At 61.9% G+C, this 21,470-nt stretch carries 17 protein-coding genes and 1 pseudogene; 17 read left to right on the top strand and 1 reads right to left on the bottom strand.

Annotated features, from left to right (window positions below; all coding sequences use genetic code 11):
- Window positions 1-493: 493 nt before the first annotated feature.
- Window positions 494-2,191 carry a sulfatase-like hydrolase/transferase gene (locus AC3A5O_RS12750; RefSeq protein WP_122568133.1) on the bottom strand — a complete coding sequence of 566 codons (1,698 nt, stop codon included), beginning with the start codon at window positions 2,189-2,191 and terminating at the stop codon, window positions 494-496.
- Between the two features lie 375 nt (window positions 2,192-2,566).
- On the opposite strand from AC3A5O_RS12750, the gene AC3A5O_RS12745 reads away from it, so the two are divergent.
- From AC3A5O_RS12745 to AC3A5O_RS12665, 17 genes and pseudogenes are all read left to right on the top strand, one after another.
- Window positions 2,567-3,931: a UDP-glucose dehydrogenase family protein gene (locus AC3A5O_RS12745; RefSeq protein WP_487753242.1), complete on the top strand. Its 1,365-nt coding sequence runs from the start codon at window positions 2,567-2,569 to the stop codon at window positions 3,929-3,931.
- Window positions 3,928-4,983 carry an NAD-dependent epimerase gene (locus tag AC3A5O_RS12740; protein ID WP_305470460.1) on the top strand — a complete coding sequence of 352 codons (1,056 nt, stop codon included), beginning with the start codon at window positions 3,928-3,930 and terminating at the stop codon, window positions 4,981-4,983. Before AC3A5O_RS12745 ends, AC3A5O_RS12740 begins: the two co-directional genes overlap by 4 nt.
- On the top strand, window positions 4,980-5,726 hold the full coding sequence (locus AC3A5O_RS12735) for a sugar transferase (RefSeq protein ID WP_122568130.1): 747 nt from the start codon (window positions 4,980-4,982) through the stop codon (window positions 5,724-5,726). Before AC3A5O_RS12740 ends, AC3A5O_RS12735 begins: the two co-directional genes overlap by 4 nt.
- Entirely contained in the window at window positions 5,727-6,371 is a 645-nt protein-coding gene (locus AC3A5O_RS12730; RefSeq protein WP_122568129.1) for a CpsD/CapB family tyrosine-protein kinase, read from the top strand.
- Between the two features lie 20 nt (window positions 6,372-6,391).
- A complete protein-coding gene (locus AC3A5O_RS12725) occupies window positions 6,392-7,414 on the top strand; it encodes a polysaccharide biosynthesis/export family protein (protein WP_122568128.1) in 1,023 nt (340 codons plus the stop codon).
- A gap of 15 nt (window positions 7,415-7,429) precedes the next feature.
- Window positions 7,430-9,022, top strand: a complete 1,593-nt coding sequence (locus tag AC3A5O_RS12720) for a GumC family protein (RefSeq protein WP_122568127.1) — start codon at window positions 7,430-7,432, stop codon at window positions 9,020-9,022.
- The gene (locus AC3A5O_RS12715) at window positions 9,007-10,122 is read left to right on the top strand and encodes a glycosyltransferase family 4 protein (protein ID WP_436278752.1); all 1,116 of its coding nucleotides are present in this window, start codon (window positions 9,007-9,009) and stop codon (window positions 10,120-10,122) included. The genes AC3A5O_RS12720 and AC3A5O_RS12715 overlap by 16 nt, the downstream gene beginning before the upstream one ends.
- Window positions 10,119-11,489 (top strand): O-antigen ligase family protein, encoded by a 1,371-nt coding sequence (locus AC3A5O_RS12710; protein WP_122568125.1) that lies wholly within the window; start codon window positions 10,119-10,121, stop codon window positions 11,487-11,489. The genes AC3A5O_RS12715 and AC3A5O_RS12710 overlap by 4 nt, the downstream gene beginning before the upstream one ends.
- Window positions 11,486-12,454, top strand: coding sequence for a glycosyltransferase (locus AC3A5O_RS12705; protein ID WP_122568124.1), 969 nt, complete (start codon window positions 11,486-11,488; stop codon window positions 12,452-12,454). The genes AC3A5O_RS12710 and AC3A5O_RS12705 overlap by 4 nt, the downstream gene beginning before the upstream one ends.
- Complete coding sequence (locus AC3A5O_RS12700; protein WP_122568123.1) at window positions 12,447-13,583, top strand: glycosyltransferase family 2 protein; 1,137 nt, start codon at window positions 12,447-12,449, stop codon at window positions 13,581-13,583. The genes AC3A5O_RS12705 and AC3A5O_RS12700 overlap by 8 nt, the downstream gene beginning before the upstream one ends.
- A 9-nt stretch (window positions 13,584-13,592) precedes the next feature.
- Window positions 13,593-14,609 (top strand): polysaccharide deacetylase family protein, encoded by a 1,017-nt coding sequence (locus AC3A5O_RS12695; RefSeq protein ID WP_487753241.1) that lies wholly within the window; start codon window positions 13,593-13,595, stop codon window positions 14,607-14,609.
- Entirely contained in the window at window positions 14,606-15,910 is a 1,305-nt protein-coding gene (locus AC3A5O_RS12690) for an oligosaccharide flippase family protein (protein ID WP_122568121.1), read from the top strand. Before AC3A5O_RS12695 ends, AC3A5O_RS12690 begins: the two co-directional genes overlap by 4 nt.
- A gap of 242 nt (window positions 15,911-16,152) precedes the next feature.
- Complete coding sequence (locus AC3A5O_RS12685) at window positions 16,153-18,048, top strand: hypothetical protein (protein WP_305470458.1); 1,896 nt, start codon at window positions 16,153-16,155, stop codon at window positions 18,046-18,048.
- Window positions 18,045-18,734 (top strand): GNAT family N-acetyltransferase, encoded by a 690-nt coding sequence (locus AC3A5O_RS12680; RefSeq protein WP_122568119.1) that lies wholly within the window; start codon window positions 18,045-18,047, stop codon window positions 18,732-18,734. Before AC3A5O_RS12685 ends, AC3A5O_RS12680 begins: the two co-directional genes overlap by 4 nt.
- Before the next feature lie 5 nt (window positions 18,735-18,739).
- Complete coding sequence (locus tag AC3A5O_RS12675) at window positions 18,740-19,915, top strand: GNAT family N-acetyltransferase (protein ID WP_122568118.1); 1,176 nt, start codon at window positions 18,740-18,742, stop codon at window positions 19,913-19,915.
- Window positions 19,887-20,359, top strand: a pseudogene (locus AC3A5O_RS12670) (ChbG/HpnK family deacetylase); the annotation flags it as partial. The gene AC3A5O_RS12675 and the pseudogene AC3A5O_RS12670, both read left to right, overlap by 29 nt.
- A 168-nt stretch (window positions 20,360-20,527) precedes the next feature.
- Window positions 20,528-21,466 carry an alpha/beta hydrolase gene (locus AC3A5O_RS12665; RefSeq protein WP_305470457.1) on the top strand — a complete coding sequence of 313 codons (939 nt, stop codon included), beginning with the start codon at window positions 20,528-20,530 and terminating at the stop codon, window positions 21,464-21,466.
- Window positions 21,467-21,470: the final 4 nt, after the last annotated feature.

Here is a 21,470-nt window from a genome sequence, read left to right as displayed (position 1 = left end):
TTGCCCCACCACTCGGTGCCTCGCCTAGGCTCGGCATGCCAGAACGAAGGCATTGTCCACCGCGAGGCGGCCTGATAGCCGACCTGGCTCTGGGTGATCGCGTTTCTCCTGTGGGAGCGGGCTTGCTCGCGAAGGCGGTGTATCAGGTTGCAGTGATGTTGGATGTGCCGGCGTCATCGCGAGCGAGCTCGCTCCCACAGGGGGCTGGGTGCACATGGATTTTGTGTCTGCTGAAGATCCAATGTGGGAGCGGGCTTGCTCGCGAAGGCGGTCTATCAGGTTGCAGTGATGTTGGATGTGCCGGCGTCATCGCGAGCGAGCTCGCTCCCACAGGGGGGCTGGGTGTACATAAAATTTGTGGCCGCTGAAGATCCAATGTGGGAGCGAGCTTGCTCGCGAGGCGGTGTCACAGTCGATGAAGATGTTGGATGTGCGGGCGTCATCGCGAGCAAGCTCGCTCCCACAAAGAGCCCAGTGCATAGGGGGTCTCCAGTCAATGCCCCACCGCCATTTCAACCTGGCCAACAGACGGCGTCACAATATGGTCCAGATCAATATGTTTCCAAGCCGGTTTCGCCCCCAACCGCGCATTGAAGCGATAGTTGAAGGTGAAATCATCATCGGTCGCTTGGCTCAGGGATTTCCCATAGACCGATTCAACCCCAACCGGGTCATACCCCATCAACTGCAACAGGGTCGGGAAGATGTTGTAGTGGCTGGAGCGATCCTTGTTCCGGGCCCAGGCGTCGCGCCAATCGAGGCTGTGCAATGAGCTGCCCTGGATCACCACCAACGGAACCAACCCTTCCTCGGCCACCGGTTCACCGCCGCAATGGGTGTTGAGCCCAGGGTTGCCACGCTCGTGCAGGTCCTGTCCATGGTCGGAGGTGTAGATCAACACAGCATGGCTCAAATCGGCCTGCTGAAAGATTCGCTTGAAGAACTCGCCGACATTCCACAGCAAGGTGTTCTGGTAGGCGTTGCGGTACAACAGCCAATCATCTTTCTGCCCATTGAAGCCGTCGCGGCTGCCGGTATCGGACACTTCCTGGAACTGCCCCCGAGGCAAGGCCGGCCGGTAGTTCATGAAGTCGTCGGGGTATTTGTCGTGTACCGGAAAATGCGCCCCCACCTTGTTGATCACCACCAGTTCGGCCTGATTGTCGCCCAGCAGTTCGATCAACTTCGCCGCCGCCGCCATGTCGCGGTCGCGCACGCTGGTTTGGTCGAATTGGACGAACTCATCGATGTCCTGTTTTTCCAGTTTGGTCATCAGGTTCTGCAGGTTGCCGCCGGTGCGTTGAGCGTCGATGTAGACGGTGCGCAAGCCGGCCTGCTTGGCGTACTGCCAGATCGACGGCCGGGTGCTGTTGATGCGCACGTAGTCGGCGCGTGTACCACCGTAACGCAAGGTGACATTGGTGTCGGCGCTGCAATTGGCGATGGATGCCGCGTAGCCGAAATTGAAAATATCCACGCCCTCGGGCGGGGTCTTCAAGCCGCTGTGCACGCCAAACGGCGTGTTGATATCCAGGTAGTTGCCACCAACGCTTTCATCGATGATCAGCACGATGTCCTGCTCGATCAAAGACGATCGCCGCGTCAGGGTGACCGGCTCCCGGGGGCCAATGGTGTTGTGCAAGGACTCATAGGCAAAGAGATTCAAATAGGCCAGCGGCGTGTACATCACCGGCAGGCCGCGCGCGCCCTCGCCCGCCCGCACGAACAGCACGCCACTGAGCAACACCACGCCCAGCACGGGTGCTAGCACCGGCAGATAACCGGGCACTCGCAGCGCCCGCCGAGGCTTGAGGGCGATGCCGAACAACAGCAACAAGCCGCCAATCACCGCATTGATGATCACCTCACGATACTGGTAGGCCGCCTCCTGGATGAACCCACCCGAGTACACCAGCGAGACGAACTGGCTGTAGGTCAGGTAACTGTCCGTGACCTGGGTGTACACCTCGAAAAACACCGCTGAAACAAACAGCGCCAAGGCAAACACATGCCTCACCAACGTCTGGCGTATGTAGGCGCTCATCCACAGCGCCACCACCAACAGCACGAACATGGCGCCGAACAACAAGGTTGCCAAGCCCAGGCCCAACGCGTCGAGACGGTCGAGGTAATAGGCGTACCCCTTGAACAGGTACGAAAACAGCAGCAACTCCTTGAGGTAGCGGGCCATGTTTTCCTCGACCGGATCGCAATATCGAAAGTGCTTCGTTCCTGCACGTTAGCAGCCGATTTTCAAAGCGCAAGAAATGCCTCCACCAGCTTAGCGTCAAAAAAAAGTTACCCCAAAAACGACACGAAAACCCGTCACAAAATGTAAAAACCTATGGATAACGACCGTTTATCGCTTTGTTAAATGCCAACTATCCCCAGTAAAACAGCCACTTTGCTAGACCAGTCAATGACTTGATATCAAAAGGCCCGATTTCACATGAATTGCCAACACTGACAACTGTCATTTTGCTGACACGCTTTTCTGAAGCTGCGCTATACCCCTCTAAACAGTTTCATCCGAGTTACATCATTCGGTCTGCGAGGCGCGCCAAAAATGGACGTGAGCGTATTTGGTACGGGGTATGTCGGGTTGATCCAGGCGGCCGCAATGGCCGATGTCGGACACCGCGTTTTGTGCATCGACATCGACCCGAACAAGATCCGGCAACTGCAACAGGCCGTACCGACCATCAGCGAGCCGGGGCTGTCCAGTCTGCTCGAAGACAACATCAAGGCCGGCCGCCTGTCGTTCAGTTCCCAGGCCAGCGACGCGGTCAATCACGGCGAGCTGATTTTCATCGCCGTCGGCACCCCCGCCGATGAAGACGGCTCGGCCGACCTGAGCCATGTGCTGGCCGTCACCCGGCAGATCGCCGATTTCATGGACAGCGACCGCACCCTGATCATCAAGTCCACGGTGCCGGTGGGCACCGCCGACAAGGTGACCGAATGCGCTCGTCAGGCGCTGGCCCGGCGGGGTCTGAAACAGCTGAACGTACGCGTGGTGTCCAATCCCGAATTTCTCAAGGAAGGCAGCGCCCTGGCCGATTGCATGCGTCCGGACCGGATCATCGTCGGCACCGCCGACCCGGTGGCCCGCGACCAGATGACGGAGCTCTACGCGCCCTTCTGCCGTAACCACGAAAAACTGATGTTCATGGACAACCGCAGCGCCGAACTGACCAAGTACGCCGCCAACGCCATGCTCGCCACCCGCATCAGCTTCATGAACGAACTGGCCAACCTCACCGAACGGCTGGGCGCCGACATCGAGGCGGTGCGCAAGGGCATCGGCTCGGACCCGCGCATCGGTTATCACTTCATCTACCCCGGCTGCGGTTTCGGCGGTTCGTGCTTTCCCAAGGACCTGCGGGCCCTGCTGCACACCGCCGAACAAAGCGGCATGCCGCTGCGCCTGCTGCGCAGCGTCACCGACGTCAACGACAGCCAGCGGCACATCCTCTTCGAGAAACTGGCGAAGCAATTCCCGGATGGCCTGGCTGGCAAATCGATTGCCATCTGGGGCCTGGCGTTCAAGCCCAATACCGATGACATGCGCGAAGCCCCCAGCCGCTACCTGATGGAAGCGCTGTGGCGCGAAGGCGCCCGGGTCCAGGCCTATGACCCGGAAGCCATGTCCGAATGCCGTCGTCTCTACGGCTATCGCAAGGACCTGAACCTCTGCGCGACCCGCGATGACACCCTCGAAGACGCCGACGCCCTGGTGATCTGCACCGAGTGGAAGAACTTTCGCGTGGTGGATTTCGACCTGTTGGCCAGCAAGTTGCGCGCCCGGGTGATCATCGATGGCCGCAACCTGTACAACCCAGAACACCTGGCCGCCGCCGGGTTGTTGTATCGCGGTATCGGGCTGCGCCACACCGTGCCTGGCACTCCTGCACCAGGGCTGCAAGCGTGAACATCCTGGTCACCGGCGCAGCCGGTTTCATCGGCGCCCATGTCGTGCTGCGGCTGCTGCGCGACGGTCATCGGGTGTGCGGACTGGACAATTTCAATGGCTACTACGACCCGCAACTCAAGCACGACCGCGTGACCTGGGTGCACGAACAGGCCGGCGAATTCCCCTTGGCGCGGATCGACCTGGCCGACGCGCCGGCCGTCGACGAACTGTTCCAGGCCAGGCGCCCGGACGTAGTGATTCACCTCGCGGCCCAGGCCGGCGTGCGTTACTCCCTGGAAAACCCGCAGGCCTATGTCGACAGCAACATCACTGGGTTCCTGAACATCCTGGAAAACTGCCGCCGGTATCCGGTCAAGCACCTGATCTACGCCTCATCGAGCTCGGTATACGGTGCCAACTCGCGCACCCCTTATTCGGTGCAGGACAACGTCGACCACCCACTGTCGTTGTACGCGGCCAGCAAAAAAGCCAACGAATTGATGGCCCACAGCTACAGCCACCTGTTCGGTATTCCCTGCACTGGCCTGCGGTTCTTTACGGTGTACGGCCCTTGGGGCCGGCCGGACATGTCGCCGATCCAGTTTGCCCGCGCCATCGTCGAAGACCGTGTGCTGCAGCTGTTCAACCACGGTGAGCACCAACGGGATTTCACCTACATCGACGACATCGTCGAAAGCATCGCCCGCCTGATCGAACGTGCGCCCCAGGTCACGCCCCTGCTGGATCACGAACAACCGGATCCGGCCACCAGCCGCGCGCCCTGGCGGATCTACAACATCGGCGGACAGCACCCGGTGGCGCTGCGCACCTATGTCGCGCTGCTGGAAAAACACCTGGGACGCACCGCCCGCGTCGAGCTGCGGCCCCTGCAAGCGGGCGATGTGCTCAACACCTGCGCCGATGCCAGCGACCTGGCACGGGCCACTGGCTTCCAGCCGGGCATAGAACTGGACGACGGTCTGGGCCGCTTCATCCAGTGGTTCCTCGAGTATTACCCACTGCCTGCCCACGCGCCGCTTGCGGCCCAACCTCAGCGGAGGAGTCTATGACCCGACATGAGCAAATCATTGCGATCAACGCCCCCGGACGCGACAAGCGTGTCGATCCCGACCACCGCAGGCGCCTGGACGCGGCCATCCACCGTCAGGGCCGTGGTTGGTTGACCGGTCGCGACGGCGGCCGACCCTGGACGGTCTCGCGCACCAACCGCGTAGTGGCTTGCCTCGGCGCACTGGCGATCCTGCTGGTGTTCTGTCCGCTGCTGCTGGGCCTGGCGCTGCTGGTCAAGTTCTCCAGCCCCGGTCCCGTGCTGTTCATACAGAAACGCACCGGTTATCGCGGCAGGGTCTTCGGCATGTACAAGTTCCGCACCATGGTCGCCGACGCCGAAGCCCTCAAGGAGTCGCTGCGCCACCTCAACAAACACGGCGCCGATGCCATCGATTTCAAGATCGATAACGACCCGCGCATCACGCCCATCGGCCGGTTCCTGCGTCGCAGCAGCCTCGACGAACTGCCGAACCTGATCAACGTAGTGACCGGCGACATGCGCCTGGTGGGCCCGCGGCCGACCTCGTTCAACGCCTATCGCTACAAGGACAATCATCTTGTGCGCCTGAGCATCTACCCCGGCATGACCGGCCTGTGGCAGATCTCCGGGCGTAGCAATATCGACTTCGACCAGCGCGTGGAATTGGACCTCAGCTACATCGCTGAACAAAGCCTGTGGCTGGACTTGAAGATCCTGATGCTTACCCCCTTCAAAGTTTTCAGCGGCCACGGAGCGAGTTAAATGGACGGTTCGACGAATATCCTCACCATAGCCAGCCCGAGCGAGACCAACCTGACCTCGACCGTGCTCGACCCGGATCTGCGGATCCTTCTCATGACAGCCGCCAACATTGGCACCGGCACGAGCACCAGCGCCATGGCGCTCGCCGCTCAACTGGCGCAGATGAGCACCGGACGGGTGTTGCTGGTGGATGCGAGCCAGTCGCCGCGCAACCTCAGCCAGCAACTGTCGCTGCACAAAGAGCGCGGCTTCAGCGACCTGTTGTTCAACACCCTCGCCCCACCGCTGTTGCAGGACTGCGTGGTGCAGGTTTCCAGCCTGCCCTTCGACGTGCTGCCCCATGGTCGCCTGGGACATAACGCCGAACGCCTGAGCCCCGAGCGACTGCGCCCATTGTTCAGGCAACTGGGGGCGCAGTACCGCTTCGTGGTGATCGACGCCGACGCGGTGTATTCGGCCACCGACACACTGGTCATCAGCACCCAGGTGGACGGCGTGGTGCTGGTGGTTCGCGGAGAGGACACCCGCTGGGAAGTGGCCCAAGCCGCCCGGCAACGCTTGGTCCAGGCGGGCGCGAAGGTGGTCGGCAGCGTGTTCAATCGCCGCAAGTACTACATGCCCAAATGGCTCTACAACAACCTGTAAGCCCGCAAAAGGATGACGAGATGAACGCCAGAATGCTTGTCCTGCTGTTGCTGCCGCTTGCCGGTTGCTCCAGCACCACCGATACCCGTTCGATGCCGGTGCAGATCCTCACGGCCGCGCCGGCCAACGCCCAAGCCACCGACATGCCCAGGGTCGAACAGACCCTGAGGCCCCAGGATGTACTGGATGTGATTTTTCACATCGACACCACTTCTTCCCAGGCTTACCGCGTGCAGCCGGGCGACCAGGTTGCCCTGAGCTTCACCGCCGCCAGCCAACTCAACGGCACGCAACAGGTGATGCCCGACGGCAGTATCGAACTGCCGGGCGCCAACACCTCGGTGAAAGTCTCCGGCCTGACCACCGACGAGGCGCGCCTGGCAGTGCAACGTGCCTACAACCAGAAGATGCTGTTCCAGCCCAATCGCAACCAATTGACCGTAATGGTGACCAGCCCGCTGTCCGGCGAGACGAACCTGCGCAACACCTTGACCCACCCAGCCACCGGCATGAGCCGGGAAATCATCGTGGGCCGGGATGGCTACGCCAGCTTCCCGGAAATCGGCTCGGTGCCGTTGCAAGGCATGACCGTCACCCAGTTGGAGACTTTCCTCAACGAGCGCTACGCCCAACTGCCCGGCCACATGACGGTGGATGTGCTGCTCAAGTCCACCGCCGGTAACGAGATCTATGTCCTCGGTGAAGTGGCCCAGCCTGGCTCCTACCCGATCCGCCGGCCGATCTCCGTTCTCGAGGCGCTGACCCTGGCCCGGGGCACGAACGTCAAGGCAAGGCTCGACTCGGTGGTGATCATGCGTCGCAACGGCAATCAGGTTGAAGCCCGCCACTACGACGTCGAGAAGGCTCTGAGCGGCGACGCCTCGCAGATCGCCTACCTGCAACCGGAAGACATGTTGTACGTGCCCAAGACCGGCCTGGCCAAAGCCGGTGAAATGGCTCGGCAACTGGCCGACGTGGTGCTCTTCCAAGGCGTTGGCGTCAGCTTCGGCTACGACCTCGACAAAAGCAGCGACAGCAACTGACTCAGGTGATCGATCATGAACCCCAAGGAAAACTATCTGCACGAGTTCTTCAGGATCTTCTTCGCCAACAAGCAGTGGGTGAAGCGCGTCTTCCTGATTTTCGCCGTGATCGCCCTGGTGCTGCCGTTGATGCTCAAGCAGAGCTTCGATATCACCGCCCAAGTGATCGTCCAGTCGAAAAAGCTCTCCCAAGGCGACGCCACGACTTCGCTGAACCAGGAAAACGCGACGTTCGTTCCACCGTCCCTGGCGGACATGGAAACCGAGAGCAACATCCTGCGCTCGCCGGCGTTGATTCGCGAAACCATCAAGACCCTGCGCGACCAGGGCGAGTACACCCCAAGCCCAGGCGTCCTCAACAAGTGGGTGAGCGAACCACTCAAGCGCTACGTCACCCAGCCATTGCGTGAGTACGTCATCAATCCGCTGCGCGACGGCTTGGGGCTCGAGGTCGATCCGGTACGCGACACCGTGCTCGATACGCTGACCGACGAGGCCATTGAGAACCTGAAGATCGAGACATTGCCCGGCTCCAACGTCATCTCCATCGTCTACAGCTTCGGCGACCCGGCCCAGGGCACCCGGTTCGTGGCGCAACTGCTGGAAAACTACCTCACCGGTCGCCAGGACCTGCAATCGATAGAGTTGCCCCAGACGTTCTACGAGCAGAAAAAAGTCCAGTACCAGGCTCGGCTTGACGGCTTGGAGGGCAACCGCCTGACGCTGCTTGAAGGCGTCGGTTCTTCCGATCCCAAGGAAGAAATCACTTTTCGCTTGAATGCGATCAACACCGAGGAGCAGGCCCTGAACCTGTACCAGGACCGTCTGCTGCAAGGCCAACGCTGGCTGGATTACCTCAAGACCAGCCTGGCGGCGGCGAACAGCTCGCGATTCAACGACTACACCTTCCCGTTCACCTTCACCACCACCGTGGACAACGTCGCCTTCGACGATCGGGAAATCAGGCAAATGGGCGAGCAATTGACCAGCCAGGTCAGCCGCTACATGAACGACCTGGCGATCTTCCAACCCAGCAGCGAACCGATGTTGCTGGCTCGCGAGCAGATCATGCGCACCCGCCAGCAATTCCTCAAAGTGGTGAACAACCGCATCCAGGAACGCACCACCGACCTGGCGGTGGTCAACTCGGTGATCAATCAGAAAGTCGAACGTATCGCCGCCTTCAAGGAACGTATCCACCAACTTCAGGAAACCCAGAGCAAGCTGCGGCAGATGGACACCGAGATCAACGCCCTGCATGCGGCGTTCTCCACCTATGCCCAGCGGTTCGCCGAAGCCAGCTCTACTCGTTCGCTGGATAACGACCTGTCCAACGCCCGAGTCTTGAGCCCACCATTCGAACCCACCGCTGCGGCGTTTCCCAAGCCGGTGCTGATCATCGCGTTCGGCTTGTTCAGCGGCCTGCTATTGGCGATCGCCCTGGTCTATGTACGGGAGTTCTTCGACCATCGCTTCAAGCATCCGGCGCAAATTGGCCACCAATTGGATCTACCGGTGCTGCTGGTGATCAACGAGCAGTCGCCCGAGCAGGTCAACCCGCACCGCAACTGGAGCGTGCCCAGCCTTGTCCATTGGGTGAAAAATTGAACGCGCCATTCAGCCAGTCCCACCGCAGCCTCCCCCTGTCGATCATTCATCTGCTCGGCAGCGGTGGCTTCTATGGGGCCGAGCGGATGCTGCTCGATCATTGCGTGGCGACACCCGGCCAGCATCAGGTGCTGTTCCTGGGGGCGCCGCCGACTTTGATCACGCGGTTCCGCCAGGCCGGGATCGACTGCCACCACTGCGCCAGTTGGCCCGAACTGTTGCAGCATTTGAGGCAACGGCGCGCCGAGCGCCCGCTGATCAATACGCACAACTTCAAGGGCCTGGTGTTCGGCTGGGCCGCGGCGACCCTGTTGCGCCTGCCGCTGGTGATCACCCAGCACGGCTTCACGCCACGCAGCCCCAAACAACGCTTCTATACGTGGTTGAGCCTGCAACTGTGCCGCACCGCGCCGGTCAAGCGAGTGGTGTGCGTGGCTGAAAGCATCGCGGCACTGCACCGCCAGGCCAGCGTGAACGCGGAAAAACTCGACGTGATCCCCAACGGCCTGCCGGCCGTCACGACGCCGCTGCCTCATCGTGACGACAGGCAACGCTGGCGGGTCGGCTACGTCGGCCGCTTGAGCAGCGAGAAAGGCCCGGACCTGTTCCTCGACGCGATGATCCCTTTGTGCCAGCGCCATGCGTCGCTGCACGCGGTCATGCTCGGCGACGGCCCGGAACGCCAGCCCTTGCTCAAGCGCATCGTTGACGCGGAGCTGCCCACGCGCATCGAATTGCCCGGTTATCAGACGGACATGAACGACTGGTGGAGCCGCCTCGATGCACTGGTGATCAGTTCACGCACCGAAGGCACGCCGATGATCCTGCTCGAAGCCATGCAGGCCGGCGTGCCGGTGGTGGCGTTCGGCGTCGGTGGCATTCCCGATGTATTGCAGGACCGCCACAACGGCCTGCTTGCCACGCCGGCCGACAGCGAGGAGCTGGCACGCCAGATCGAAACGCTGTTCAGCGAACCGCCCCTGGCGCGGATCCTCGCCGACAACGCGCGCCGCACCCAACGCGACCGTTACGACCTGCGCACGCTGGCCGAACGCTGGTCGCAACTCTATATCCGCACGGCGCGGGAGGCTCAGCCATGATTGTCCCGCTCTCGATCGTCAGTCTGCTGGGGCTGGTGTGCCTGGCATTGCTGGCCAGTCCTTATCCGTTTCTCGCACCGGGTGCTGTGCTTGGGCTGGTGGGCGTCGCCATGCTGTACCGCAAGCCCGGCTGGGGTTTGCTGGGCATTGCCGCGCTGCTGCCGCTCGAAGGCCTGTTCAAGGACAACGCGTTTTCCGGCAGCAAATTCCTCGGCGTGGCGCTGATCCTGATCCTGATGCTGCAGTTGGCCTTGCATCAGATCCCTGCGACGCGCTTGCGTAGCAACATCTGGAAGCCGTTGCTCGGCTTCATGGTGTTGTATGGCCTGAGCCTGTTGATCTCGGAAAACATGGACCTTTCCCTGATGCATCTGCGTGAACTCGCAGTAGGGCTGATTCTGTTCGTGATCACGTTGTTGATCGGTCGCGAGCTGAACCTGGAGATGTTCGCCCGGCTGATGACAGTGAGCGTCGCCACGACCTGCGTGCTCGCAATGTTTTCAGCCAAATACCAGGATCAGGGTCGCGCCTCCGGTTTGCTGGAGGACCCGAACGCCTTTGCGCTGTTGATTGCGTTTACCGTACCGCTGGCATTGTTGTTGACCATACGCAGCCAGAACCTGCTGCAACGGTTGTTCTGGGCTGGCGGTTGCATTCTGTTGTTGGGTGGAATGACCAAGACCGAATCGCGTTCAGGACTGGTCGTGCTGCTGCTCACTCTGATGATCGGGTTGTATCACTATCGGGCGCAGCTACCACGCGTGCGTCCCCGGCACCTGGGGTTCGCGATGCTCGGCCTGGCACTCATGGTCCCGGCGACAATCGCCTTGATGCCTGCCGGCTACGTGGCACGCATCCAGACATTGAGCATTCTCAGCTCCGGCACCAACGACCACAAGGACGGGTCCTTGGGTCGCCGCGCCTCGTACATTGTGGTGGGCAGCCAGATGATCCGCGAGAAGCCGATACTCGGTTCGGGGCCTGGGACGTTTCCGGAGCACTACGCCCCCACCGGCTACGCCAAGGCATTCTCGGCCAATCGCAAACGAGGGGATCTGTACCGCCAGGCCCATAACACCTACCTGGAAATCTTCAGCGAAATCGGCGTGCCAGCCGGCTTGATGTTTGTCGGCACGATTGGGCTGGGCCTCTACAACCTGATGCGCACGCGCCAACTCTGGCTCCAGCGTCGGGACTGGGCCCAGGCGGACCTGTTGACGCACCTGGGCATGAGTTTCCTGTCGCTGGCGTTGTTCCTGATGTTCCTCAGCGCGCCGAACCACAAGTTACTGTGGATCATGCTCGCCTTGACCAGCATATTGCGCTACGACGCCGAACAGTCCACGCCGCGGGAGGCCCGTTCATGAGCCGCATCAGTATCGTCATACCGATGTACAACGAGGCCCGGCATATCGCCCGCACGCTGCTCGCCGCACAACGCGCCGCCAATGCCGCCAGTCTTGCATGCGAGTTGATCGTGGTCGACAACGGCTCGCAGGATCAGGGCCCGGAGATTGCCCGGCAGTTCGGTGCGCAGGTCCTGGTGATTCCAGACGTGCTGATCGGTGCCCTGCGCAATCGCGGAGCGCAGGTTGCCACTGGTGAATGGCTGGCCTTCATCGACGCCGACATCGAAATGCCCGAGGACTGGCTGACGCATCTACTGGCGCTGGAGAACGCAGACATCGCCGACGTCTTCGGCCTGGACCTGTACACCCCCGCGCAGGCACCCTGGTACGCCACGGCCTGGCATCGGCGGACCTCGCTCCCCTCGCGACATACCGTGCAACGCGTGGATTGGCTGCCCACCGCCAACCTGCTGATGCGCCGCCAATGGTTCGACAGGGCCGGCGGGTTCAACGAGACGCTGCGCACCGGCGAAGACAAGGACTTGACCCTGCGCCAGACGGCCAAGGGCGCACGGTTACTGTCGGTCAATGAATACACCGCCCTGCATTGGGGCTACGAAATGAACTGGCGCGAGTGGATGGGCAAGGAATTGTGGCGCCAGGGCAGTCTGGTGCAGTTGCTGCGTACCAATGGCTTGAGCCTGCGTCTGTTGCGCTTCCCGATGTTGGCCGTGCTCGTCTGGCTGCTGGACTTCCTGGCGCTCTGCGCGCTGGTCACTGGCGCTCCTCAACATGCACTCATGATGGGGCTGTTGACGACCGTGCCGGGGTTGGCGCTGAGCTTGCACCAGAGCCACAAGCACCGTAACCCATGCCTGACCCTGCAGCTTTGGGGCCTGCACTGGGTGCGCCTGCACCTGGCCGGCGTCGCGCTCATCCTCAGCCTTTGTCATTGGAAAGCAAGGAGGCCTGCCCGTGGCTGAGTTCATTTTCTGGTTGTGCCTGTTACTGCCGGTATACGCCTACCTGGGTTACCCATTGCTGCTGACGCTCGCCGGGCCATTTTTTCCCAGACTCAGGCCTGAGCCTCTGCCTGCGCAACGGGTCAGTGTGATCGTTGCCGCGCACAACGAACAACGCAATATCGAGAGCAAACTGCGCAATCTGCTGGCCCAGGACTATCAGGCCGCCAGCCTGCAGATCGTTGTCGCCAGCGATGGCTCCACCGATCAGACCGTGGCCCTGGCGCGCAGCTTCGAAGATCCGCGCATCGAGGTGCTCGACCTGCCGCGCCAAGGCAAGAACAGCGTGCTCAACGCTGCGGTCAGTCATTGCACGGGCGATATCCTGGTGTTTACCGATGCTGATGTTCACTGGCTCGACGGCACGTTTGAGCGTCTGCTGGCGCCATTTTCCGATCCTCGGGTCGGCGGTACTGTCGGCAATATGAACATCCCCGTCCCAGGTTCAGGCCTGAGCGTGGGCGAAAGCCTGTACCGTCACTACGAAGCCTGGCTGCGCCGAGTGGAAAGTCGCGTCGGTTGCACGGTCTCGGCCGATGGTGCGCTGCAGGCGTTGCGTCGCGAGCTGTACCAACCGATTCCAGCCATGGTCAACGACGATTTTTTTATCAACACCTGCGCACCGATCACTGGCAAACGCGTCGTCTACGTCGACGACGCCAAGGTGCTCGATCAAGGCGTGGACGAAGCCGGCCGACAATTCAGCCGCCGCCAGCGCGTCACCGTCGGCGGCCTGATCAGTCTGGCGGCCCGGCGTGAGCTACTCAACCCGCTGTGCCATGGCCTATACGCCATCGCATTGATTAGCCACAAGCTGATCCGCCGGCTGGCGCCAGTGCTGTTGCTGCCCCTGCTGGTGGCTAACCTCTGGCTGCTAAATGAGCATGGCTTCTACCGCCTGGCCTTGTCTGCCCAACTGCTCGGCTACGCCTTCGCCGTGGCCGGCCTGCTGGATGTGCGTCATCGCTTGCCTAGACCGTTTCGCCTCGCCGCGTTCGTGCTGGTGACCCTGGCCGGCATGGTCGCCGGCCTGTGGCAGTTCGTGCGCGGACACAGCTACAACCAATGGAACCCCGATCAGACTCGATGAGTGCCTGACATGCCGATCAATACTCACATCAAGACCACCATCAAGCGCACCGGCGGCTGGTTGTACCTGAACACGTCCCTGGGTCGCCATGCATTACGCGGCGCCGGCGTCATTCTGATGTTGCACCGGGTACTGAACAACGACCGCGCCGCCGAATTGCCTCATCGCAACGAGCTGTGCGTGGGGCCCGAAGCGTTCGAACACTTGTTGATCTGGCTGCAGCAACATTTTGAATGCGTGCCGTTGATGACCTTGTTGCTGGCCGACCCTGAAAGCGTCCCGAACCGTCCCCGGGTGGCCCTGACCTTCGACGACGGCTGGCGCGACAACGCCATGAACGCCTTTCCTCTGCTGCGCCAGTACCAAATGCCGGCGAGCATTTTCCTCTCCACCGACTTCGTCGGCAGTCGCCAGCATTTCTGGTGGGAGAGCATCGGCGAAACCTTGTGGGGCAGCCATGGGCAGCTGGCGCGGCGCTCGTTGATCGAGCATTTGCAGCACGCCGGCCGGCCGTTGCCGGTGCTGCTCGACGATATCGACGACGAGCGCCGCAGCCTGGCGCTGACGCATTACCTGCAAAGCCTCAAGAGCCTCGATCCACGCACCTTGAGCGACCTCACCGAAGCCTGCCCCCAGGGTTCCCAACCCCAAGCCCTGGACTGGTCCCAGGTGCGCATGCTCGAAGATTCCGGACTGGTGCGCTTCGGTCCCCACGGCGCCAGCCACGCGATCCTGACCGGGCTGGACGACCAGCGCCTGCATGAAGAACTGTCCCGCAGTTGGACCGCGTTGGAAAATGGCTGTGCCCAACCCTTGCCAGTGTATTGCTACCCCAACGGTGACAATGACGCCCGTGTGCGCGAGCAGGTGGCGGCCCACGGTTTTTCGTTCGCACTGGGCACCGAGGCCGGACTGTATCGCCATGACGGCGACCCTCTGAACCTGCCACGTTTCGGCGTCAGCCAACGCAACGCCTGTCACCCTGAGTTATTGGCCTGGCGTATTCGCCGAGGAGTCCGTTCATGAACCGTGCACGTTACCTCAGGCTCTTGGTAATGAGCATGGGCACTAGCCTGGCGATGATCGGCCTGCGCCTGCTGCGCAACGTGTTGCTGGCACGGATCCTGGGGCCCAGCGAACGCGGGCTGTTGGCGCTGCTCAGCACCCTACCGGACCTGATCAGCGCCACCACCAGTGGGGGCCTGAATTCCGCCGTCGGTTATCAGGCGGCGCAGCATCGCTCAATGAGCCTGTTGCTCAGCCACGTGCTGGTCTTCGGTTGTCTGCTGGCGGGGTTGCTGACGCTGCTGGTGGTGGCGCTGGTGCGTGAGTTCGGCGCCGAACTGGACATCACCACGCAACTGGGACTGCTGGCCTGGCTGCTGTTGCTGGCCGTGCCGCTGGCGGCGCTCAAGACCGGCCTGCTGACCCTGCACAATGCCTCCGGCGGCGTCGGCGTGTTCAACGCCTTGCGGCTGATGGAATCTTTGGTCCCGCTGTTGCTGTTCGTGGCGCTGTTCTGGATGTGGAAAGACACGGCGCTGGAAGCGGCGCTGATCAGTTGGCTGGCGGGCCTGAGTCTGGTGGTGCTGGCGGGTTGGATGTGGTTGCGTCGCGATCACGCGGTCACCCTGCGCTGGGATCGCGCCGGCCAGACCGAACTGTTGCGTTACGGTGCCCGCAGTCATCCGGACCTTTTGTTCCAGCAACTGATGACGCGCTCGGATTACCTGTTCATCGGCGCGCTGTTGGGCAGCACGGCGCTAGGGCACTACGCCATGGCCAGCGCGGCGGCCGAACTGCTGCATATCGTGCCGGAAGCAGTCACCACGCCGCTGATGAAACGCCTGCTGCAGCAGGACAGCGACATGAAGCGCCTGACCCCGCTGGCCTTGCGCTTGACCGCCACGGCCATGCTGGGCGCCTGCCTGGGCATGGTACTGGTGGGCGAATGGCTGATCGTTACCCTGTTCGGCATCGCCTATCAACCGGCGTACCCGGCCCTGCTGGCGCTGCTGCCAGGGGTGTTCGGGTTGTGCTATGCGAGCATCCTGCGCCTGGACCTGCTGGGCAAGAACCGCCCCGGCACCGTTTCGCTGCTGATGGGCGGGGGGGCGCTGTTGAACCTGGCGCTGAACCTGATTTTAATCCCGCGCTACGGCATCGTCGGTGCTGCCGCCGCGTCCTCGATCGCCTACTTGGGTGTCACCTTGGCCATGCTTGTCATGTATTGCCGCCTCAGCGGCGTGGCGTTGTGGCGGACACTGATCATCCTGCCCAGCGATTTGCTGCCGATGCGTCAGATGCTGTTGGGGAAATCCGCGTGAACACCGTCGTCAGCAAAACCGCCATCGCGAGCAAGCTCGCTCCCACAGGGTCCGGTGTAGGACGTGGCATCTGCACCCACCGCAGATCCACTGTGGGAGCGAGCTTGCTCGTGATGGCGGTGGGTCAGTTGGCGATGATGCTGCGGATGAAGACCTCTTCGCGAGCAGGCTCGCTCCCACAGTGGAAGATCGGCGCGTGCCTATGTTTTCTCGCGCTGGCAACCTCGGTCCATGGCGCGTCCATGCAATGGACCGGCATCCGTGACGGCAGCCTGTACCTGCAAACTGACCGTCAGGACGCTGTCACCGTGCGCTGGGTGCCCGCCTGGCAAGCCGAGGCCAATGCCGAACATCTGTATCTGCTCGATGGCCAGGGACGATTGGCGGGTGAGCGCCTGGTCAAGGCGGATCAGCCCCGCGGCGAACAGCAGTGGCCGCTGCCGCCGGGGGCCGCCAGTTATCGCCTGGAAATCCCCGGCTACAGCTTCCGTCGCTACACCGTTGAGCACGACGCGCGCACCCGCGCCCTATTTGCCCCGGCAAAGGTGCATTTCAATGCCGAAACCCACGACGGCGACGAGCTGTATTTCAAGGTAGCGGCTGGCGAACAGGCGGTGCTGGCAGGCAAGTTTCACGGCGGCGTACGTGCGCTGCAAGCCCGACGCGTCGGCGACGGCAAGCAGTTGCAACTGAACCTCAAGCCATACCGGGCTTATTGGCAGTTCGATCAGGTCGCCCTGCCGATAGCTGACGTCGAACAAATCTGGCGCTTGCGTCTGCTGGGCAACGGCAAGGCCGCGTTCTGGCTGGACGGCACCGCCAACCTGTTCGCCCAGGACCCGGCACACCTGCTGCCACTGCGCGAAGATCCAGGTCAGACTCACCTGAAACTGTATGACGAGGCGCTCGGCACCACCCCCAAGCTGGGCACAGCGCTGCCCTACGAGTTATTGCCGCCGTCCACCTACGCCGTGCTCGATGCGCTCAAACCCCAGGCGGCGACCCTTTACAGCTTCGTCGATATCACGGCGGCCAGGGGCACTTATGAAGATGCCTTCCGACGCTTGTACCAGGACCGCTTCGCCATCAGCCAAAACATCACCCTGTTGGCCCGCAGCCAGCGCCAGGTAGAGCTAAAGGACGACCGGACCAGTCACAGCGGCTTGCAAGCCTGGCTCACGGCGACCCGTGCTTTGGGCGGCAATGGCCTCCATTACCTCAGTTTTGCCGATGAGCCGAACCTCAATTACCCCGACTTCGCCAGTTTCCAGCAACTGTTCCAGAGCATGGCTGCCCAAGTCCGCGCCGATCCCGCCAACGCACGTGCCGGTGTCCGCATCGCCATGCCGGCCAGCTCCCAGTTCACCAACGGCCCCTTCATTGAAAATGCCGCTGACAAGCGCGGGATCGACTGGGCACGGCGCCTGCTGGCGACGTCCGACGACCAGATCGACGCCCTGGCCTGGCATGAATGGATGATCCGCGACCTGCTGGCGACCCGGGTCTACCGCGACAGTGTCCGTCAGGCCGCCAACCTGGTGGGACTGGACAGCCAAGGTCGGCCGCGCAAAGCCTTGCTGTTGGACCAGACCAACATGTCCGCCGGTTCGAGCCTGAGCCCTTACGACCAGGAAACCCACTACGCCGCCCTCTGGTGGACGTCGGTGGTCATTAACGCCTCGGCCGACGGCTGGCTGGACATGCTCAACTGGTTCATGGCCGCCGACGAACCGGAGTATCCCAAAGGCATGGTGCGGGTGCTGGACGATCAGCGCTTCGAGCTCAAGCCCGTGGGCCTGGCCCAGCAGTTCATTCAACAGCACTGGCTCGACCAGGTGCTGCGCCTGGACAACGACGCGTTTGAAGTCGATGTGCTGGCCATGGCCACCGGCAAGCAACGCAATCTGCTGGGCGTGAACAAAAGCACACGAGCCCATCAAGTCAGCCTCGACGGCACAGCCTGCCCTCAGCCAGCCATGACCCTGCTGTATTTCGGCCCGGACAACCGCAGCCACAACGTTGCGTTTGACTGCAAGGGCGGCCAGGTCAGGTTTCTCCTGCCAGGGGAAACCGTGTTCGCCCTCAGTTGGACAGCTCCCCTTTCCCCCCAACCTGCCACCCGTCAGGAGGCACCATGAACGCTCTGCAAACATTGCGTGATCGCATTCAGAAAAAAGGTCTGCGCGCTGTCCTAAAACAGCTATGCAGACGCTACGTATTTTCCCACACCCGACTGGTGTGGCTGGAGCATGATATACGGACCCCGCTCCCCCCCCATAACCTCAAGCCCTACCCACCGATGCGCCTGGAGTCCATCACGGTCAGCAACGCCGATGCTTTTGCCCGGCACTTCGGCAACCGCGTCGAAACCATGCGCGAGTTGGCGGCCGAAGGCTACACAGGCTTGATGTACCTGGATGATCAGGGTGACACCGTGGGCTTCGCCTGGGCCAGTACACGGGACTATTTCGACCGCCATTTCTATCGCTGCAACTTCCCGATCAAGCCTGGCGAGTACTTTCAGTTCGGCGGCGAGGCGATTCGTGAATACTGGGGTACCCGTATCTCGGCGGACATGCAGTTGGAAGTGTGGAAAGTCATGGCGGACCACGGTTGCAACACAATGGTCGATGTCTGCGATTTGCAAAACATCCAGGCGATCAAGATGCATATCCGCATGGGCTTCCAAGAGCGCGGGCAGATCACACACATATACCGTTTGCTCGGTCATTGGCGTTTTTTGCGCAATACGTCTTACACCGGCACGGCACTGGACGCCTTTCGTAAACCGGCGCAGCCGGCTGCCTCGACTTCGGCGGCCTGATCCCCATGGCGATCCGGTTCCAATGGTGTCGCTCCCTGGGCGCGGCGGACTTTCCTGCACCAGCTTATGAACAGCTGCGAACCCAGGTGGCCGACGCAACACCGTTCAACACCCTGGCCTGGCTGCAAGCGGCGGAATTCGCCCTGTTGCCCGAGCAGCAATTGCATGTGCTGCTGGGCTGGCAGGACCAGACCTTGTGCCTTTGCCTGCCCCTGGTATCAGGACTTGAACGTATCGGCGGGCTGCGGTTCCGGGTGTTGCATCACTTGGGTTTTCCAATGACCGACCGCATCGCCCTGCTGGCGCGCCTGGACACCGAAGACATGGGCCAGGCGCTGATGCAGATCCGTCAGCACTTGCCTCACACGTTGCTGCAATTGAATGAAGTGATCGAGCCGGTCGGTGAGCAAAGCGTCCTCAGCGCCTGGATGGCGCTGAGTTCAACCGGGGAACGGCGGCTCAGTTGCCGGGTTCCGGTGCACTTGATCGATGACAGTGACCGTCAAGAGATATCCGGTGATCCACGCTACAAATTGCGCCGGGCGCGCAAGCGAATTGCCGCTTGCGGTGCCGAAATCCACCGAGTGACGCCAGACGCCATCAGCATGGGACAGCTGTTGCGGGCACTTGCCAGTGTCGAGGCTGCTAGCTGGAAAGGTGATGAAGGTGTCGGCATCTTCGCCGACCCCAGACGCCAGCAATGGATGAACCACGCCTTCACCGCCCTCGCCGCCCAAGGCCTGGTGCGGGTGGTGCTGTTGGAACTGAACGGCGAATGCATCAGCTATCGCCTCGGCCTGCTGGACCAGGGGCGGCTGTATGACTACAACCTGGCGTTCCTGCCGCAGCATGCCGACCTGGGCAGCGGCCGGGTACTGCTCGAAGAGTGGATTCACTGGGGACTGGACGAGAACTGGCGCTGGATCGATGCATCACGGGTCAGCCTGGAGAACTCCAGCCATCAGTTACACGAACGCATGACGGGCCAACTGGAACACTGGCGCTGGAGTTTTTATTCATGGCAGCCCGGTGGCTTGTTCCTGGGATTTGCCTTGAGGCTCTGGAAAAGCTTGAAGCCATGGCTTGGCAAACGCCGGACCAAACCGACCGCGACGACGGCATCGTCCTCCCCAAAGAACCAGGAGAATACGAATGCCTCGTCAAGTGACCGTCAACGCTGACGACTTCGGACTCAGCCTCAGCGATAACGCACTGATCCTGCGGGCCTTCGAGACCGGCGTGATCAGTTCCGCCACGGCCATGGCCAACATGCCGGGTTTCGAGCCAGCCTGTGAACTGGCCCGGCAACCGCTGCTCAATGGCCACGTTGGTTGCACTTCAGTCTCAGCTATAGCCCGCCGCTGGGCCAGGTGATCGCATCGCGCCCGGTTTTTTGCGATGCCAATGGCCAGTTCGACCTGAACCTGTCGCGCTATTGCCTGCGCCTGGGCTCAAAGGACTTGGCGGCGGTGAAGGATGAACTGCAGGCGCAATGGCAACACTGACTGGACCGCGGCCTGCGTCCCAGCCACCTCGACGCCCATCAACATGTGCATAACATCTGGCCCATCGGCGAACTGGTGGACCGCTTCGCCGCCCGGCAAGGTGTGCCCATGCGCCTGGCGGGCGTGCCCAAGGTCGCGCATGACCGAACCATGGGGATGCGCATTGACGGGGACGCAGGAGGTTGTTTGTGGCGAGGGAGCTTGCGCCCGCTCGGCTGCGCAACAGTCGCAAAACGGTGGAGGAATCTGCTACAAGGCATCTTCGGTTTCGAGTAGCGAATGGCATCGATGGCTTCACTCTTGTTTTCTGGCCTGAAACGCCGCTGGTTGGCCTGGCTGTGCATGAGCGCATTGGTCGTCGGCCTGCCAGTGGGCTGCGCCGTGTTGCAGCATAAAGAGCGGGAACTGGTCTTTCGCATCGAGCCGGGGACAGCGAGCTGGTTCAGTGGGCTGCCCAGCAGTGTGCAGGAGTTCGACCTCAAGCCAAACAGCTTCAAGGCCGGGGAAAATATCCACGGCTGGTGGTGGCCGGCCGAACGCAAGAACGCGCCGGCCATCCTGTATTTGCACGGTGTGCGCTGGAATTTGACCGGCCAATTGTTTCGTATCCAGCAACTGCGGGCGCTGGGCTATTCGGTACTGGCCATCGATTACCGGGGCTTTGGCAAAAGTCATGGGGATCTGCCCTCGGAAGCCAGCGTCTATGAAGATGCGCGCATCGCCTGGGAGCGTCTCGAAGTGCTGCAACCGGACCCAAGCCTGCGGCTGATCTATGGTCATTCCCTGGGCGGCGCCGTCGCGGTGGACCTCGCTGCGCAGCTCGGTCAGCAGGCGGCGAAGGATGGCAAAGCCCAGGTCCGAGGCCTGGTGATCGAATCCACGTTCACCTCCCTGGGCGATGTCGCCACCGCGATGGCGAATACATCCCTGCCAGTGCGCTGGTTGCTGTCGCAGAAGTTCGACTCCATCGACAAGATCGGCGAGATCAACATGCCGCTGCTGATTGTCCATGGCGCCGCCGACCGCTACGTGCCGCCACGCTTCAGCGAGCAACTGTTCAACGCCGCCCGGGAACCCAAGCGCCTGCTGCTGGTGCCCGGGGCGACGCATAACAACAGCATGAGCCTGGCAGGCAAGCACTACCGGCAGGCCTTGGATACCCTGATGAAAAGCGCCCCCACCCCCGTGGCCGGAAACGCCCCCGCCGGCCCGGCCAAAGCGGGCTGATCCA

Source organism: Pseudomonas sp. Soil_N_39 (assembly GCF_057655955.1).
The sequence above is the reverse complement of the archived record's forward strand: the minus strand, read 5'-3'. Positions and strand labels throughout refer to the sequence as shown.